Origin of the sequence: Rodentibacter sp. Ppn85 (genome assembly GCF_001999335.1) — a bacterium.
Taxonomy (GTDB): domain Bacteria; phylum Pseudomonadota; class Gammaproteobacteria; order Enterobacterales; family Pasteurellaceae; genus Rodentibacter.
The window spans coordinates 39,557-57,484 of sequence record NZ_MLHS01000040.1; the positions used below are offsets into that span (position 1 = coordinate 39,557).

At 41.0% G+C, this 17,928-nt stretch carries 14 protein-coding genes and 1 pseudogene; 8 read left to right on the top strand and 7 right to left on the bottom strand.

Annotated features, from left to right (window positions below; genetic code table 11):
• Positions 1 to 15: 15 nt before the first annotated feature.
• Positions 16 to 1,068, top strand: coding sequence for a rod shape-determining protein MreC (mreC, locus tag BKL51_RS07550; RefSeq protein ID WP_077466103.1), 1,053 nt, complete (start codon positions 16 to 18; stop codon positions 1,066 to 1,068).
• On the top strand, positions 1,068 to 1,556 hold the full coding sequence (gene mreD, locus BKL51_RS07555) for a rod shape-determining protein MreD (protein WP_077466104.1): 489 nt from the start codon (positions 1,068 to 1,070) through the stop codon (positions 1,554 to 1,556). The genes mreC and mreD overlap by 1 nt, the downstream gene beginning before the upstream one ends.
• 111 nt (positions 1,557 to 1,667) lie before the next feature.
• Here the strand turns inward: mreD and rho are convergent, their stop codons facing one another.
• From rho to BKL51_RS12350, 7 genes and pseudogenes are all read right to left on the bottom strand, one after another.
• The gene (gene rho, locus BKL51_RS07560; RefSeq protein ID WP_077466105.1) at positions 1,668 to 2,930 is read right to left on the bottom strand and encodes a transcription termination factor Rho; all 1,263 of its coding nucleotides are present in this window, start codon (positions 2,928 to 2,930) and stop codon (positions 1,668 to 1,670) included.
• Between the two features lie 131 nt (positions 2,931 to 3,061).
• Positions 3,062 to 3,355: an AraC family transcriptional regulator gene (locus BKL51_RS07565; RefSeq protein WP_077466106.1), complete on the bottom strand. Its 294-nt coding sequence runs from the start codon at positions 3,353 to 3,355 to the stop codon at positions 3,062 to 3,064.
• Between the two features lie 48 nt (positions 3,356 to 3,403).
• Positions 3,404 to 3,877, bottom strand: a complete 474-nt coding sequence (locus tag BKL51_RS07570) for a cupin domain-containing protein (RefSeq protein WP_077466107.1) — start codon at positions 3,875 to 3,877, stop codon at positions 3,404 to 3,406.
• 130 nt (positions 3,878 to 4,007) lie between these two features.
• Entirely contained in the window at positions 4,008 to 4,106 is a 99-nt protein-coding gene (locus BKL51_RS12335) for a DUF417 family protein (protein WP_369801912.1), read from the bottom strand.
• Entirely contained in the window at positions 4,103 to 4,222 is a 120-nt protein-coding gene (locus tag BKL51_RS12340) for a DUF417 family protein (RefSeq protein WP_369801913.1), read from the bottom strand. Before BKL51_RS12340 ends, BKL51_RS12335 begins: the two co-directional genes overlap by 4 nt.
• Before the next feature lie 42 nt (positions 4,223 to 4,264).
• Positions 4,265 to 4,417, bottom strand: coding sequence for a DUF417 family protein (locus BKL51_RS12345; protein ID WP_369801914.1), 153 nt, complete (start codon positions 4,415 to 4,417; stop codon positions 4,265 to 4,267).
• 8 nt (positions 4,418 to 4,425) lie between these two features.
• Positions 4,426 to 4,470: pseudogene (locus BKL51_RS12350) on the bottom strand (hypothetical protein); the annotation flags it as partial.
• Between the two features lie 401 nt (positions 4,471 to 4,871).
• Between BKL51_RS12350 and argH the strand changes: the two are divergent.
• The 6 genes from argH (at position 4,872) to BKL51_RS07605 (ending at position 17,677) form a co-directional block, all read left to right on the top strand.
• Positions 4,872 to 6,245 carry an argininosuccinate lyase gene (argH, locus tag BKL51_RS07580; RefSeq protein ID WP_077466108.1) on the top strand — a complete coding sequence of 458 codons (1,374 nt, stop codon included), beginning with the start codon at positions 4,872 to 4,874 and terminating at the stop codon, positions 6,243 to 6,245.
• Between the two features lie 888 nt (positions 6,246 to 7,133).
• Positions 7,134 to 8,000 (top strand): OmpA family protein, encoded by an 867-nt coding sequence (locus BKL51_RS07585; RefSeq protein WP_077466109.1) that lies wholly within the window; start codon positions 7,134 to 7,136, stop codon positions 7,998 to 8,000.
• Between the two features lie 17 nt (positions 8,001 to 8,017).
• A complete protein-coding gene (locus BKL51_RS07590; RefSeq protein ID WP_077466110.1) occupies positions 8,018 to 12,625 on the top strand; it encodes an Ig-like domain-containing protein in 4,608 nt (1,535 codons plus the stop codon).
• A gap of 149 nt (positions 12,626 to 12,774) precedes the next feature.
• A complete protein-coding gene (locus tag BKL51_RS07595) occupies positions 12,775 to 14,022 on the top strand; it encodes a TolC family protein (RefSeq protein WP_077466111.1) in 1,248 nt (415 codons plus the stop codon).
• A gap of 210 nt (positions 14,023 to 14,232) precedes the next feature.
• On the top strand, positions 14,233 to 16,461 hold the full coding sequence (locus BKL51_RS07600) for a type I secretion system permease/ATPase (RefSeq protein WP_077466112.1): 2,229 nt from the start codon (positions 14,233 to 14,235) through the stop codon (positions 16,459 to 16,461).
• A complete protein-coding gene (locus BKL51_RS07605; protein ID WP_077466113.1) occupies positions 16,454 to 17,677 on the top strand; it encodes an HlyD family type I secretion periplasmic adaptor subunit in 1,224 nt (407 codons plus the stop codon). Before BKL51_RS07600 ends, BKL51_RS07605 begins: the two co-directional genes overlap by 8 nt.
• Positions 17,678 to 17,928 lie beyond the last annotated feature (251 nt).

Below are 17,928 nucleotides of genomic sequence, written 5' to 3' on the forward strand. Positions count from 1 at the left end.
GGATTAGGTGTTTTAATGAAACCGATTTTTGCTAAATCTCCTCCTTTAGGATTCCGCCTGGTTCTTGCGGTGATTGTTTCTAGCGGTCTTATTTTTGCGGATGGGCAGGATTCGATGAATAAAGTTCGCAGTATGATGGAAACGGCGGTTGGCGGTTTGTATTATTTGGCCAATAGCCCACGTACTGTATTAGACGGAGTATCGAATAATTTTGTAGATACCAACAAATTGCAAATTGAAAATAAGGTATTGCGTGAGCAGCTTCGTGAAAAAAATGCGGATTTGTTGTTGTTAGATCAAATTAAAGTCGAAAATCAGCGTTTACGTTTATTACTCAATTCGCCGTTAAGAACCGATGAATATAAAAAAATTGCGGAGGTACTGACAGCTGAAACTGATATATATCGCCAGCAAATTGTTATTAATCAGGGCGAAAAGGACGGTGCTTATGTAGGGCAACCGGTCATTGATGAAAAAGGCGTGATTGGGCAAATTATCTCAGTAGGGGCTAACACCAGTCGTGTATTGTTGATGACGGACGTGACTCATTCTATTCCTGTGCAAGTGCTGCGTAACGATGTACGTGTGATTGCCAGTGGAACCGGGCATACTGACGAACTTACGCTTGATAACGTACCGCGTTCAGTGGATATTGAAAAAGGCGATTTATTAGTGACGTCAGGTTTAGGGGGGCGTTTTCTTGAAGGTTATCCCGTAGCAGTAGTACAAAGTGTATCACGTGACGGAACAAATTATTTCGCCGCAGTAAAAGCCCAACCTCTCGCATCTTTAGAACGTTTACGTTATGTGCTTTTACTTTGGCCAAGCACCCTAGATATATCGAAAGTAAAATCTATGTCACCGGAAGAAGTGCGCGAGCTTGTTCAAAAGCGGTTGGAAAGCCAAGCTAATGAGATGAACAATAAAGTGCACAAAATGAAAATTACCGAGGAACAAGAACCAAAAGCCGAAAATAATAAGGAAGAAATTGAGCCTGAAATTCCGACTGAAACACCGCAAGACGAGCCTGTTTCACCGGAGCAGCGGGAATATAGGGAGGAAGGCTAATGCAAATGCGCTTAATTTTGCAATGGGTAACGATACTCTCATTCTTTATTGTCGCTCTTGTTATGGAACTTGCACCTTGGCCAATAGGCTTTCAAGCTTTTAAACCCTCTTGGTTAATTTTGGTGTTAACCTACTGGGGATTAGCAATTCCTAACAAAGTAAGTATTGGTATTGCTTTTTTACTGGGTGTGATTTGGGATATTGTTCTTGGTTCAACCCTTGGTATTCATGCTCTAGTACTTTCAGTCGCTTTTTACTTTATTGCTAAAAATTATTTGGTGTTGCGTAACCTTTCCTTATGGTTTCAAAGCCTATTAGTGATTATTTTTGTATTTTCTATCCGTTTTGCTATTTTCCTTGTGGAACTATTTTTACACAGTGCGATTTTTAATTGGCAAGAAATTTTTGGCGCTATCGCTTCAGGTATATTATGGCCGTGGATATTTTTATTAATGCGAAAAATGCGCAGAAAAGTTGGGCTAAGTTGAAATAAGAAGAGTAGCAGAGAAATTATTCGGCGAACTTTTATAATGATATAACAAAAGGGAAACATCAGTTTCCCTTTTGTTATATCCGATTTTTGTGATGCTATCGGACTATTACGAACGTTTCATAATTTCAAAAAACTCTTCGTTAGTTTTTGCAACACCGAGTTTGTCAATGAGCCATTCCATTGCTTCCACTTCACCCATTGGGTTAAGGATTTTGCGCAGAATCCACATTTTTTGCAGTTCATCGGGAGTAGTGAGTAAATCTTCTTTACGCGTTCCCGAGCGATTGAAGTCAATAGCAGGGAATACGCGTTTTTCGGCAATTTTACGAGAAAGATGGAGCTCCATATTACCGGTTCCTTTAAATTCTTCGAAAATTACTTCATCCATTTTTGAGCCGGTATCGACAAGTGCAGTAGCAATGATAGTTAAACTACCACCTTCTTCTACATTACGGGCGGCACCGAAGAAACGTTTAGGACGGTGTAATGCGTTTGCATCCACACCGCCGGATAAAATCTTACCGGAAGCAGGAGTTACCGTATTATAAGCACGGGCTAAACGGGTAATGGAATCAAGTAAAATCACCACATCTTTTTTATGTTCGACGGAACGTTTAGCCTTTTCGATCACCATTTCTGCCACTTGAACATGGCGTGCCGCAGGCTCATCAAAAGTAGAAGCGATAACTTCTCCTTTTACTGAGCGTTGCATTTCCGTTACCTCTTCCGGGCGTTCATCAATTAATAGGACGATGAGTTCGCATTCCGGATAATTATGGGTAATGCTTTGAGCAATATTTTGCAGTAGCATTGTTTTCCCTGCTTTTGGCGGAGCAACAATTAAACCCCGTTGACCTTTACCAATCGGTGAGGCTAAATCTAGAATACGGGCGGTTAAATCTTCGGTTGAACCGTTACCCCGTTCCATTTTAAGACGGGAGTTAGCGTGGAGCGGTGTTAAGTTTTCAAAGAGAATTTTACTGCGGGATACTTCAGGTTTGTCATCATTGACTCGATCAACTTTAAGTAGGGCAAAATAGCGCTCACCTTCTTTAGGCGGACGGATTTTGCCTTCAATCTTGTCACCGGTTTGTAAGTTAAAACGACGAATTTGGCTTGGTGAAACATAAATATCGTCAGGACCGGCTAAATAGGAACTGTCGGCGGAACGTAAAAAACCGAAACCATCAGGTAAAATTTCTAACACGCCGCCGCCAAAGATATCTTCGCCGCTTTTAGCGTGTTGTTTTAAGATTGCAAAGACAATATCTTGTTTACGCAAACGGGCTAAATTTTCTAAGCCCATTTGCTCTTCGCCAAGTTTCACAAGATCCGAAACAGGCGTATTTTTAAGTTCTGTTAAATGCATAGTGAATAATTGTTGGGATTGTTAAGAGTTGAATTAATTGAATGGTGGAGTCTTATCCTAAAATTTTTGCGTAAGGTATCACTAAAACTGCATACTGTCTAGTTGTCAGCATAAACTTTTATAAATTTATTTTATTTTTTACGATATTGCCCCGGTGTTAATTGATAATATTTTTTAAATGCTTTTCCAAAATTACTTTCCGACTGAAAACCGCAATTTAACGCAATACTGAGTATGGATTGTTGGGAATGTTTAAGTAATTCCACTGCTTTTTGTAATCTGACATGATTGACAAAATTATATAGGTTAATACCAAGTTGCTGATTAAATAATCGTATAAGTTGAGCTTTGGATAGATTCGCTATATGACAAAATGTTTCAATTTTCCAACCCTGCTCAGGTTTGGCAATAATATTGGATATCACATTGTAAAGACGTTTATCGCGTAATCCGTTAAGCTGAGCATTATCCTGTTATAAATAGGCTCGAATTAACAAGGTTAGCAATACGCTGAGTAAGGCATTAATAATATTTGCGAAACCGGGCTGATAATCGTCGGCTTCCCGTTGCAGTATGTCAAGTAAGGGGGTTAAAGAGGCATCCTGCAAGTTTAATAAAATAACTTCCGGTAGGTTATTAAATAATTCCGATTGTTTATCATAAGTAAAATTGGCACAAAATAAGCTTAAATCGGGTGATTCACCGCCGCATTGTTTCAATGTAAATGCACCGTTAGAAATAGTGTTTATTTTGCTCGGACCCTCGTAGTTAGGCTGGTGTGTTAGGGAATGGCCTAATGAATGGGGGAGAAATACCACATCGTTAGCCTTAAGTTTTATTGCATTTACCATCCCGTCAATATGTAAATATCCCTCTCCTTGTGAAACTATATGCACAATTCCGTGACAGGTTTGTCTATCATGGCGAATATACCAAGTGTCTTGCAATTTACATTAAACATTAATGCTACCGGATATTTGAGCAAATTTAATGAGCTTATCGAGAATATCCATTACTTACCTCTATAAATAAAAATAGGGAGCCAACTCCCTATTTTCGTTTGCATTGTATATTTTATTAAGCCAACCCGCCGGCTTTTTTACGCAGAATTCTATTTGCACATTCTGCCGCTACGGTTAATCCGCCTGCCATCATAATAATGTCTTTTAAAATCAAGTATCCTGCTGCGGATAAATAAGGGAAGCCGTAATTTGGGGTAGGAAATCGCCGCCTAAATTAGGCACCCAAGTTTCCGGTGTGGTAATCAGGAACGAAAGCGTAACAATTGACATACCGAAGGTCAAGAGTCCTCCAATCAACCCGATATTGGCATTCTAAATTCCCATCAGGGTTAAAATGCCAATGGTGACAATCACCACGCCTAACCCGTAAGAGAAGGTATAAGTACCGTTTTGTTTATGCCATTCAATATTTTTTTGTACCATTTTTTCTTCGGGGTTCTTGTGTAAAACATATTCTTTAACCATTTCGCCTTTTTCATTTGGTGCGTATTTATCGCTGTTATTATAAAAAAGCTCATAAAAGGGCTATTGGATACGAAATAAGCAATACCGTCCGCTTCGTATTGGAAAGTTTTTTAAGTCGCCAAGCCATAACAATAAAAATGGCAATTCGAATAAAATTAATAAATTGATGTTGCTAAGGGGCAATTATTTTAGCAATAAATTCAATCAAAGCTTGCATAGATAACTCCTAATTATTAATGATAAAACAGGTTTAAATTTTAAGGTAATTAAGCCAAAGTTATTAGACGATTTGTCTTAATTTATCTATAAATCGTCTCATTTTATCATTGGATGTATCGGCGATTTCTTTAAAATATTTCACTTATTTAGGGGGAGTTGATAAAATAGTCCTTTCAAAAATTCCGTATGTTTTGACCGCACTTTGGGGTCTATTGAGAATAAGAAAGAGGATATTATGGCACTTTGGGGTGGGCGTTTTACACAAGCAGCAGATAAGCGTTTTAAAGATTTTAATGATTCATTACGTTTTGATTATCGTCTGGCCGAACAGGATATCGAAGGATCAATCGGTTGGTCGAAAGCGTTAGTAACAGTGAATGTATTAACACCGGATGAACAACAACAGTTAGAGCAGGCATTAAATGAATTATTGATTGAAGTGCGGTCGAATCCGCAAGCAATTTTGCAAGATGAAGCAGAGGATATTCACAGCTGGGTGGAAAGTAAACTGATTGATAAAGTGGGCAATCTTGGCAAAAAATTGCATACCGGACGTAGCCGTAACGATCAAGTTGCACTTGATATAAAAATGTGGTGTAAACAACGTGTAATCGAATTGCAGGATTCGATTCGGAATTTGCAACGTCATTTAGTGCAAACCGCTGAAAATACCCAAGAAGCCGTGATGCCGGGTTACACCCATCTCCAGCGTGCTCAACCTATTACTTTTGCCCATTGGTGTATGGCTTATGTAGAAATGTTTGATCGGGATTACACCCGTTTGGCCGATGCTTATAAACGTATGAATACTTGCCCGCTTGGTAGTGGTGCGTTGGCAGGGACAGCTTATGCGGTGGATCGCGACGCACTTGCTCAAGATTTAGGGTTTAATTTTGCGACCCGTAATAGTTTGGACAGCGTGTCGGATCGTGATCATATCGTAGAATTACTTTCCACTGCCTCCCTGAGTATGGCGCATCTTTCCCGTTTTGCAGAAGATATGATTATTTTTAATAGTGGAGAAGCAAACTTCGTAGAATTATCGGATCGTGTAACTTCAGGTTCATCTTTAATGCCACAAAAGAAAAATCCGGATGCCTGTGAATTGATTCGTGGCAAAACAGGTCGCGTAATGGGCGCTTTAACCGGAATGTTGATGACTTTAAAGGGGTTGCCGCTCGCCTACAATAAAGATATGCAAGAAGATAAAGAAGGGATTTTCGATGCTTTGGATACTTGGCAAGATTGTTTGGATATGGCAACCTTTGTGCTGGACGAGTTAAAGGTGAACGTTAAACGTACCCGTGAAGCCGCCTTAAAAGGTTATTCAAATGCTACCGAATTGGCTGATTATCTCGTTGCTAAGGGCGTACCTTTCCGTGATTCTCATCACATTGTGGGGGAAACCGTGGTGTATGCTATTGAAAAAGGCAAAGGCTTGGAAGATTTAACTATTCCGGAGTTTCGTCAGTTTAGCGAAGTTGTAGGTGATGATGTGTACGACATTCTTTCTCTGCAATCTTGTTTGGATAAGCGTTGTGCGAAAGGCGGTGTTTCACCATTACGGGTGGCAGAAGCTATTGCAGAAGCGAAAGCAAGATTTGCTTAACCGGTAAAGTAAATAAAGTGCGATGAAAAAATATTTGAATTATCTCAGTATTATATAGCAGTTGCACAAAATATTATTTTGTATGTTTACGACTGATATTTATAATAGGGTTAAAAACGACCGCACTTTAGCCTATAAAAATATATGCTAATGTGTGATTAAAACCCTCTGTAGCGAAAGCTAAGGGTATTTTTAGAGGTGCGGTTGAAAATTTCAATGATCTATGACAGGTAAATATCTAAAGTTATTGAGGGTTAGGCGTTGATGTGGTCTAATATTGGGACTAATGGATTTGCTTGTTAAGAGTAAGTTATTTGATAAGCACAGGTGAGCTTTTGTTGGTTTTAGCAAGATGCTGTGTATTGTTACGAATAGGAACTATTTTAATAGCTTAAAGTAAGGTTATCATTAATACTTTTAAAATTAACAAACCAAAGTTTTTGTAATAAAACTATTTTTTTTTAAAACTTAGCGTTATAATAAAACACGTGTAAAGTAGGCGCATAGGTCTTTCAATTTTAAATTCAGGACATACACTGATGAACAGCAGACAGCAGACAGCAGACAGCAGACAGCATAGTTTTTCTTTCTTTTTCCACTCCGAAAAGGTTAGGTGGGTTTCCGTTTACTAAAAACTCAAGATTGAGAGTTCTTGTATCAAGAATACTCAATCTTGAGTTTTTTGTATTTTTGTTTCTTAAAAAATTCAAGTGTTGAGGGTGTTTGGAGTGATATTTTCAATATCACTCGAATGTTTTCAGCGATATTATTTTTCCTCGATTGTTTGGCTAGGATTGCCCCTGATGCGATGGAATTGTGTTGTGTCAAGGAAAAATCATTTTATTTATTGAATCTCAATAAATTTACTAACTATTAAAGAGGTTAAATATGAAAAAAACATTTCTTTGTCTCGGCATGGTAGTTGCATTGACCGGCTGTGCACGAGATGCGAATCAGCCGCTAGAAAAGTGGAGTAATTTTGAACAAAGCAAAATTAATGCCCAGTTAGCAGAAAACCAATCTTTGGCAGTGTTCTATCGTCAAGATGATGTAGAAGGCCCGGCAGTCAATATTTACATTGATAGTAACTACCAAACGTCTTTATTACCAAATGCTTTTACCCCGATTGCAGTTTGTGCGGATAAACACCTATTTAGTGCATCGTATACAACGAATACTCAATTTGGTAATCGTACACAAGGTGTGAACTATACTTTACCGGTTAACGAAGTGGCTTATATCAAAGTCGAGCAACAAAACGGCAAATTAACCTTTACCCGAGTAGAAAGTGAGATCGGAGCACAAGCCGTTTCTCAATTACCAAGAGAAAATCAAACGTTTTCACGCGTACCGGCACCGAATAACTGTGGTGCAGGCGTATTAGCGGTGGAATCATTAGATGCGAGTGCATTATTCGGTTTCAATAAGTCAAGTTACAACGACATTTTACCGAACGGTAAAGAGAAAATTCAGGAATTTGCAGCGAAAACAAAAACAATGTCTATCAGCAAAATTACCGTATCCGGGCATACCGATCCGGTAGGCTCTGACAGCTATAATAAAGCTTTATCACAAAAACGCGCAAATACCGTGAAATTAGCCTTACAAAAAGCGGGCGTGACTGCGTCGATTAGTGCTGTAGGTTACGGTAAAGCAGAACCGGTGGTTAGTAATTGTGAAGCTTACAAAAGTGCGCAACGTAATCAGTGCAACCAACCGAATCGCCGTGTAGAAATCGCGGTTTATAGAAAATAATGATTTAAGGAATATTTATGTCAACCACATTAAAAGTATTAAGTGCTAAAAAAGTTATTGCCAACCACCAAATTACTCAAGGTGAAATGTTGGTCATTGAAGCAAGAGATAAATCAAATTACCAATTAATCGATGATCAAACTGGTTTCGGTCCGCAAAATATCATCGCAAAACGTGAAGGAAAAGATTTAAAGCTGTTTTTAGAAGACGGTGATATGAGTGCTGACGTTGTGATTAAAGGTTATTACGGCGACGAAAATTCGGAAGAAGTGAGCAACTTAATTGTTGGTCAACATGAAAACGGTGGCATTTATGCTTATGTACCGGAATCAGGCTTAAAAGCGGATGCGGTCAGTATGCTTGCGGAAGAAGTTGCGGCTCCACAGGCTTTAGGCGGAGAAGAACTATCCAGTGCATTTTGGGCGTTTAATCCTTGGTGGTTATTAGCGTTAGTTCCGTTAGCAGCGGGTATTGCGATTGCGGCAAGTAATAACGGAAGTAGTGGTGGCGGTAATGACAATACAGCAGACAAACCAATATTAGATGCTAAAGCTGATGGTTCGGTAACTGTAAAACCTGGTGAAGACAATACAAAAGTTGTTGTGAAATATACCGATGAAAGCGGCAATGAAAAAAACGCAACCTTGACAAAAGATGCAAATGGCAACTGGTCATCAGACAATCCGGATGTTACACCGAACGGAGATGGCTCATTTACCATTCCGGCAGATAAAGTGAAAGACGGTTCTAAAGTAACGGCTACCGGTTCGGATGAGAAAGGTAATACGGCAGATACGGATGCGATTGCAGGCAACAACCCAAGCACACCACGCGTACCGGGCGATGTAGATGGCGACGGCGATGCGGATGATGACGATAATGACGCAACCACGGAAAAAGGTGCGCCGAAAGTTAGCATTCCTGAAGCGACAGACGGTGTGAATGCGGAAGAAGCCAAAGACGGCGTGCAAGTGGATGTAACTTTACCGAAAAACACTAAAGCAGGTGACACAGTGACTTTAACCGTAACCAAACCGGACGGCTCAACTGCAACAGTTGAACACGAAGTTACTGCGGCAGAAGAAGGTGCAAATAAAGCAACCGTAACGATTCCTGCAGCGGATGTAGGCGCAGATGGTGACTACAAAGTGGTGGCGAAAGTGACTACGCCGGACGGTCAAGAAAGTAAACCAAGTGCGGAAGCGCCGTTTAGCGTTGACCAAACCGCACCGGCAACCCCGGATGTTCAAGCGGCGGCAGACGGTTCGGTAACGGTTGAACCGAAAGATGAAAATCCGGTGACAATCAAATACAAAGATGAAGCAACCGGTGAAGACAAAGAATTTACCGTGAAGAAAGATGATAGCGGAAACTGGGTATCAGACGATAAACCGGCAAACGTTGTGGTTGATCCGGCAACAGGTAAAGTGACTATTCCGGCAACAGAAGTGAAAGACGGTGAAAAAGTTACCGCAACTGCAAAAGATCCTGCGGGTAATGAAGCGAAAGGGGAAGCAACGGCAGGTAACAACCCAAGCACACCACGCGTACCGGGCGATGTAGATGGCGACGGCGATGCGGATGATGACGATAATGACGCAACCACGGAAAAAGGTGCGCCGAAAGTTAGCATTCCTGAAGCGACAGACGGTGTGAATGCGGAAGAAGCCAAAGACGGCGTGCAAGTGGATGTAACTTTACCGAAAAACACTAAAGCAGGTGACACAGTGACTTTAACTGTAACCAAACCGGACGGCTCAACTGCAACAGTTGAACACGAAGTTACTGCGGCAGAAGAAGGTGCAAATAAAGCAACCGTAACGATTCCTGCAACGGATGTAGGCTCAGATGGTGACTACAAAGTGGTGGCGAAAGTGACTACGCCGGACGGTCAAGAAAGTAAACCAAGTGCGGAAGCGCCGTTTGCAGTTGATCAAACTGCACCATCAGATCAGACTACACAAGTTACGGTGAATAATGTAGCAGGTGATGATGTTGTTAATCTAACGGAAACTACGGAAGCAACATTACCTGTAACAGGTAAAGTAACCGGAGAATTTAAAGAAGGTGATAAGGTTGATGTTAAGATTGGTGATGAAGTAATCGGTACCGCAATCGTTAATGCAGCTGGTGAATTTACGGTCAACGTACCAACCGAAAAACTTACCGGAGCCGCTGATAAGAAAGTGACTGCAACTGTTACGGCTACGGATCCTGCGGGTAATACTGCTGAGATTTCTTCAGCAGAGAAACCGTATACAGTGGAATCGGTAGATACAACGCCAGCTATTGATATTAATGATATTGCTGGTCAAGCTCAGGTTGCTGAGGGCACAGAAGGTTATGCACAATTCTTGCCGTCGAATATTGCAACTGAAGAAATAAGCCGTACGACGGAAAATGGTGTAACAACCGTTGTTAAAGGTTTTGTTGTAAAAGGTACAACGACTAATGTTCCGGCTGATACTGAGGTTGATGTTACGATTACCGCTAACGGAGAAAATTATTTCACCGGTAAAGCTAAAGTTGGTGCTGATGGTACTTGGGAAGTTAAAGTACCGACAAGTACTGTAACGACAACAGTAGTTGGTTCTGGCGAGGATGAGACTACAGAAACAAAAACTGAGTTTAATAATCCTAAATTTGATACTGTTTATGATGTTACAGCGAAAGTCACCGTTGATGGTAATGCAGTAACAGATACGGATAAAACAGAAAGTGCACCGATTGTTACGGATATCTATCTTCAAGATAAATTAACGGACGATGCGCCGAATGTGGCAGACTTCTATACGGACACAGATAAATATGTCGGACGTATCGATGGAATGACTGATACTGATGCAACTAAAGCAATTAGTCGCCAAACCGGTTTGACTAATGATCCAACCGCAGCATTACACTTTACCCTTGATAAAGCGCTTAAAGCCGGTCAAACAGTAAAAGTGTTACGTTATAAAATTGTTGACGGTGCGGAATCGACGGTTGAAGACTTAACCGGTCAAATGACAAATGAGGGTCTTAATTACACCGTTGCACCGACTACGCCACAATCTGAAACAACGAACCAGTTATATCGTTATAAAGTCTTGGTAGAAGATGATAAAGGATTTGATTTATCCGAAAAAGACTTTACTTATCGCTTAGATACTATTGTGGAAGCGATGGATGTTAAAGAGTTAAATTCTGATACCAACACAATGGTTCTTCAAGCAAATGGTCTTTCTGAAATTGGTGCAACCATTAAGTATAAATACTATAACGGCACCGGCGAAACCGACTTAAAAGAGGCGGTTGATAATGGAGACGGTACATATACCCTTGATTTAGCCAACTGGAACCGTAAAGTGCCGGGAAGTATCACACTTCAAGTTACAGATGCCGCAGGTAATGTCTCTGAAACCAAAATTAATGCGGTGAGAAACTTGTTTAATGATTACACATTAGAGAAAGGTTTGAATCCTAATGGTAATAATTTTGATGACCCGCTTATCACAGGATTAGGACCTAATGTAGGGGGACAATCGAGTTCTCTTGTTGCGGATGATTCACAAACATTTGCAGCTACAGCAGGCAATGATACCCTTATCATTGGTTTAGATAACTTTGGTGGTATGGGTGTAGGTAATGGTTCTGTGGGACGTGGTATCTATGTTGGTGGAACAAATCGTATTGAAATGGGGAATGGCGATGACCATATCCACGTTCGCGGTACGATGCAATCAATGGGCGCTGATACAGACGGTTATTTTGATATGGGCGAAGGCAACGACAAAATTACCTTTGGCGGAACATTTCTTGTAGGTAACTATAATATTAGAATGGGCGAGGGTAACAATGTCATTGATTTTGGCGGGACGACCGTTCAAGCTGCAGGTTTAGATATTAGCTATGGCGATGGCAATGACGTATTGCGTGCCGATGTGAATAAAGATTTCGCCGGAGGTAAAACAATTAGTTTTGGTAATGGCGATAACTATATGGAAGTCGGCTACATGTACGATAACAATGAGATCACTTTCGGTAACGGAAATGATACCTTTATTGCTAAATCTGTTGGTACTAAAGCACCGTCAAGCGGCACCATTGATATGGGTGAAGGTAATGATACTTTCATTGTTAGTGGCTTATTAGCGCGCCAAGAAGTTAAATTAGGTGCAGGTGATGATGTGGCGATTATGGGTGATCGTATTGAAACCGGTGTAGCTTGGGCAAGACTCGATGGTGGTGATGGTAACGATACCTTAGTCTTAACTAAATCAGACGGCAAAGTGAGCTTACAGAATGTACTCAACTTTGAAGTAATTGATTTAACCGCACCAACACCACAAATTATCGGTATCAGTAATGACTACATTACTCAAGCCAATGACACCACAAAAACTATCTACATTAAAGGTGGTACTGAAGATACCGTTGACTTCGGTGATAACGGTAAATATATTAACGGTACTAAATTTAAAGATGGCGGCGGTGCTATTAAATCTAACTGGAACTTCTGGGAAAAAACAGAATCCGATGTGGTTCACGAAGGTATTACTTATGACAAATATACCTATCGTACATCTGTCGGCGACGTTAATGATGAGGCTATCTACATCCAACAAGGTATCCAAATCATCTAATGATTTGTATGCTTTAATCTAAATAAGTCCCCTGATACTTATCGGGGGATTTTATCTATCTAATTTTTTGACTTTTTATTTGAAAAATGCAAAATAGGCAGGACTTTATTGATCCTGATTGCTTACAGGTGTAGATATCAGAGAAAACTATGAAAAATTTTTTATTTAAGCAAGGATTATCGGTTGTTTTTACCGGTTCGCTCATGCTTTTTCCATCTGCATTATTGGCGAAGACAACCTTAAATGAAATTCTTCAACATGCTTTTGTGGCGGATCCGACTTTGGATGAGGCGAAAGCAAATATTGAAATGGCTAAAAGCCAAACTAAGGTTTCCGAGGCGGGACATTTGCCGATAGTGTCGGTTACGAATACCTCGGTGGCAAGCCAATACCATCGTGATACCAGTAACCGCCGTTCAGGGCCGGGGGTTAATGCCCGTTTAAATTTATATGCCTGGGGCGGTATCGAAGCTGAAATCGAACGGGATAAACATAGAGAAGGCTATTATCAGCATAAATTAACCGAAACCAGAGAAATGATGGGGCAACAAATCGGGCAGCTGTATTTAACCGCATTACGTGCGAAAGATATGATTGCCGTCTATCGGGAAAGTCTGCAACGGCATAATAAAATTCTGAAGGATTTAACGGTTATTGCCGGTTATGATGAAGGACGTACTTTTGAAGTTAATGAAGCCCTATCACGTAAAAATCAAGTTGAGTCGAGTATTTTAATTCAACAACGTATTATGCATTCCGCCTTAAATCAGCTAAGACGTTATACCAAAGCGAAATTAACCGAACAGGATTTGGTCGATCCCTTTGAAAAAATAAACGTATCGGCGTTTATTAATCGTTTTCATAATCCGAAACTTGAACAAAATCCAAGCTATCTCGCACAACAGGAAGAGTCAGCCAGTGCCAGAGCTGCGGTGAAAGCAGCGAAAGCCAGACAATTACCGGCAATAAATCTAGAGGGAACGGCAAGCCGTCATAATCATGAAGTGTATATTAATATGTCGTGGGATATTTATAATCCGGCGGCAAAATACAGCGAACAACAAAGTTACTATTCCCAAAAAGCGGCAGAGGCCAAGTTACGTGAAATTGAATTGAACATACAGGAACGTGCATTAACTTCCGAAGCAGATATGTTGCGCAACCAGCAGTTGATGAGTGTCACGAGAAAGCAGATTGGTCTGCAACGTAATGTTGTGAAAGATAATGAATTACAGTTTGAAGTAGCGGCGCGAAGTCTGATTAATTTATTGGATTCTTACCAAGATCTAACCGGCATACAAATCACAGAGGTGACGGCACGCAATGATTTCAGAGATGCGGCGTTGCTATATCTTGCTTCACAGGCACGTATCACCCGGTGGGCAGGTAATAAATAAAAGTGCGGTCAAATTTTGAGAAGTTTTGACCTGAACACTGGGGCTAAAAAACTATCGTGTAGGCATCTCCATTCCACATTGAATTTAACACCCTCATTTGTCCGTGGTGATATCATCGCAAAAATCGATTTAAAGATAGTAATAAGGTATTCATCGTTGGAGTTAACCCAAAACCATCTTATCGAAAGTATTTAAAGTAAACTTAATATTATGAAATCTATTATTGAACATTTGGCATTGGTCACGCAATTGCATGGCAATCCCGTTGCACAGGAGGCCTTAACGGCACAGGTTGTGCGGGATCGGGATTTAAACATTAATTTCGCTTCATTAAGCGAGGTGTTAAGAACTTACGGGTTTGATAACCGAGTTTCCGAACGCAAACTGGAAGATATACCAAGCCTTGCCGTACCGATGATGGCTATTTTGCATAATGAAGAAGCATTGGTGATTACCAAAATTGCTGGTAGCGGCAGAATGCGTGAGTTTACCGTGCGTCAATCCGATGCAGTGGAAAAGGTGTTGAGCTACGAGGAATTAAGCCGACTTTATTTAGGTTATTGTTGGTTTGTAAAGCCTAAAGTCGTGTCCGATATTCGTTCCGAACTACCGGAATACCATATGCCTAAGGCCTGGTTCTGGAAAGTGATCTGGCGTTTTAAAGCCTATTACGGTCAAGTTGTGTTGGCGACTTTTATTATTAACTTTCTGGCGTTGGTTAGTTCGTTATACGTGATGAATGTGTATGATCGGGTTATTCCGAATAAAACCTATGAGACCTTATGGGCATTGAGTATTGGGGTTGTGCTTGCCATTAGTTTTGAATTTATGGCGAAAATGATTAGGGGACATTTAACCGATATTGCCGGTAAAAAAGCCGATTTGATTATTAGTGCGGCATTATTTAGACGAGTAATGGCATTGCGTTTGATTGATAAACCGGCTTCCTCGGGCTCCTATGCAAATAACCTACGGGATTTTGAATCGGTGCGTGAGTTTATGACGAGCGCCAGTTTGTTAGTATTGGTCGATTTACCGTTCTTGCTGTTATTTGTTTTCGTTATTTATTTAGTCGGTGGGAAATTGGCGCTTGTGCCACTTGTGATTATTCCGACCGTTATTATTGTAGGCATTGCGATACAACCTAAATTAGCGGCAAAAATTAATGAATCCATGCGCGAGGGATCACAACGTCAGGGGCTGATTGTTGAAGCGTTAGACGGGATTGAAACCTTAAAAGCTAATAATGCGACTAACTGGGCGCAACAACGTTGGGATATGTATACGGCAAAAACCTCGGCATCGCAGATAAAAGTGAAAGATTTAAGTAACTTTGTGGTGAATTTCTCGGTTGCTTTGCAACAGTTGAATACGGTGTTTTTGGTAATTTTAGGGACATATTTAATTCATAGTCAGGATGAAGCTAGCCGTATTACTATGGGGGCATTAATCGCGTCAGTGATTTTATCCGGCCGGGCTTTGGCTCCATTATCACAAATCGCCGGTCTTGCTACGCGTTTTCAGCAGGCGCGTTTAGCCTTAAAAGGTGTTGATGATATTATCAACCGCCCGATTGAGCGTGATGCAGAACGGAAATATATCACCTTAAAACAGGTACAAGGCAAACTGAATTTTAACAATGTCAATTTCCAATACAATAAAGAAAGTGTTAATGCGCTGAATAAAGTGAATATTACGATTCAGCCCGGTGAAAAAGTGGCTATTTTAGGGCGGGTCGGCAGTGGTAAGAGTACCTTGTTAAAGTTGGCATCGGGGCTTTATGAACCGCAAAGCGGCGGTGTTACGTTGGATAATGTAGATCTTCGTCAAATTGATCCGAATTATGTACGTAATCAGATTTCACTGTTAGGGCAGGCTCCCCGTTTATTTTTAGGAACATTGCGTGAGAATCTGGATATTGCCCGCACGGATAATTTTTCCAGTGATCAGGAACTGGTCAACGCATTACGCCGTTTCGGTTTAGAAACGTTAGTCAATAGTCATCCTCGAGGATTGGATATGCCTCTGGGTGAAAACGGTCAGGGCTTATCCGGCGGTCAGAAACAATTAGTGGCATTAGCACGTTTGACTATTAAAGATCCTCAAGTCGTTTTATTAGATGAACCGACCAGTGATTTAGATCAGGGATCGGAAGAAATGGTATTGCAGGCCTTGGGTCACTGGGTGCGTAATCGGACAATGATTGTTGTAACACATCGTATGCAAGTGTTGAAACTGGTCAATCGCGTAATTGTAATGGAAAACGGAAAAGTCGTGATCGATGGTCCACGGGATGCCGTCTTGGCGCATTTACAGAAAAATGAACAACAGCAAAAAACGCTAAATCGGAACCAAAGCACTGAACATACCGAACAGGAAAACGGTTCTTCAGGAAAAGCAAACGGGCAAGCGACTGAACAAGGAACAGAAAATGCATAATAATGATGAAGTAAAAAAAGCGGATTTAGTATTAATTAACGATTTAAATGCCGCATTACAAACGGAAAAACATTGGGGTATTTTCTCGGTAATTATCCTGTTTGCTTTATTTTTGGTGATATTTGTTATTTGGGCGTATTTTAGCCCTCTAGAGGAAGTGACACGTGGGCAAGGTAGTGTGATTCCAAGTAGTCGCGAGCAGATTGTACAAAGTTTAGACCCGGGCATTATTCAGGAAATGAAAGTGAAAGAAGGAGACGTGGTTGAAAAAGGACAGGTTCTTTTAGTACTCGATGACACCCGAAGTTCGGCAATTTTGCGTGAGAGCGAAGCCAAAGTAGAGAGTTTACGCGGGATCGTTGCCCGATTGAGAGCTGAAAGTTCGGGCGAACCGTTGCAGTTTCCGGAAGATATTCCGCAAGAAATCAAAAATCGTGAAACGGCGGCTTATAACGCACGGCATAAAGCTATGCAAGATGCAATTAGCGGATTAAGTCAAAGTAAAGCATTACTCGATCGTGAAATCAGTATTACTCAACCAATGGTGAAAAAAGGCGTGATGTCGGAAGTGGAATTGTTGAGAATGATGCGCCAATCTTCCGATTTGGCACAGCAGCTTTCCGAACGCCGTAATAAATATGTGACGGATGCCAGTAATGAATTGGTGCAGACTGAATCGGAATTAGCTCAGGCTCGTGAGAATATGGTGATGCGTGCCGATCCGGTAGAACGTTCGCAAATTAAAGCGCCGTTGCGCGGTGTGGTAAAAAATATTCGGATTAATACGGTAGGCGGTGTTGTGCAGGCAGGGCAGGATATTTTAGAGATCGTACCCTTGGATGAAGCTTTGTTGGTGCAGGCCTATATTAGCCCGAAAGATGTTGCGTTTATCCGCCCCGAACAACCGGCATTAGTTAAAATAAGCGCCTATGATTATGCGATTTACGGCGGGCTGGAAGGTAAAGTTGAATTAATCAGTCCGGATACATTGCAGGATGAACGCCGACGTAATGAGCTGAATTTGAATCCGGATCAGGCGTACTACCGAATTTTAGTGAAAACTGATGGTAATCATATCACCGACCGTAACGGTAATCGTTTAGATATTACACCGGGGATGACCGCTACCGTTGATATTAAAACCGGCGAAAAAACGGTGTTTCAATACTTGATCAAGCCGATTACAAGGATGAAGCAGGCGCTACAGGAAAGATAAAGTGTGGTAGATTTTTCCGATAAATGATTAGTTTCCATTACTGATGGGATTCCGACCGAATGCTGATAGACTCAGATACCCAAGTATAGCCTCTATCGTTCGTATCATACCAAATACATTGGTGCCCCGTTAGTGAAGGTATGGCAGATTGAGCTGTTGCAAAAAAACACCGCCGAAAATGACCGCACTTTCATACAAGAGTGAATATGTCGGTGAAATTTGAGGGAAAAGAAATGCCTTTCGCGATTTGA

Excerpts from the sequence above, each read along its gene's own strand:
- mreD (WP_077466104.1), top strand. The coding sequence starts at position 1,068 with ATGCAAATGCGCTTAATTTTGCAATGGGTAACGATACTCTCATTCTTT.
- mreC (WP_077466103.1), top strand. The coding sequence starts at position 16 with ATGAAACCGATTTTTGCTAAATCTCCTCCTTTAGGATTCCGCCTGGTT.
- BKL51_RS07595 (WP_077466111.1), top strand. The coding sequence starts at position 12,775 with ATGAAAAATTTTTTATTTAAGCAAGGATTATCGGTTGTTTTTACCGGT.
- BKL51_RS12340 (WP_369801913.1), bottom strand. The coding sequence starts at position 4,222 with ATGTCAATTGTTACGCTTTCGTTCCTGATTACCACACCGGAAACTTGG.
- BKL51_RS07605 (WP_077466113.1), top strand. The coding sequence starts at position 16,454 with ATGCATAATAATGATGAAGTAAAAAAAGCGGATTTAGTATTAATTAAC.
- argH (WP_077466108.1), top strand. The coding sequence starts at position 4,872 with ATGGCACTTTGGGGTGGGCGTTTTACACAAGCAGCAGATAAGCGTTTT.
- BKL51_RS07600 (WP_077466112.1), top strand. The coding sequence starts at position 14,233 with ATGAAATCTATTATTGAACATTTGGCATTGGTCACGCAATTGCATGGC.
- BKL51_RS07585 (WP_077466109.1), top strand. The coding sequence starts at position 7,134 with ATGAAAAAAACATTTCTTTGTCTCGGCATGGTAGTTGCATTGACCGGC.
- BKL51_RS07590 (WP_077466110.1), top strand. The coding sequence starts at position 8,018 with ATGTCAACCACATTAAAAGTATTAAGTGCTAAAAAAGTTATTGCCAAC.
- BKL51_RS12345 (WP_369801914.1), bottom strand. The coding sequence starts at position 4,417 with ATGGTTAAAGAATATGTTTTACACAAGAACCCCGAAGAAAAAATGGTA.
- rho (WP_077466105.1), bottom strand. The coding sequence starts at position 2,930 with ATGCATTTAACAGAACTTAAAAATACGCCTGTTTCGGATCTTGTGAAA.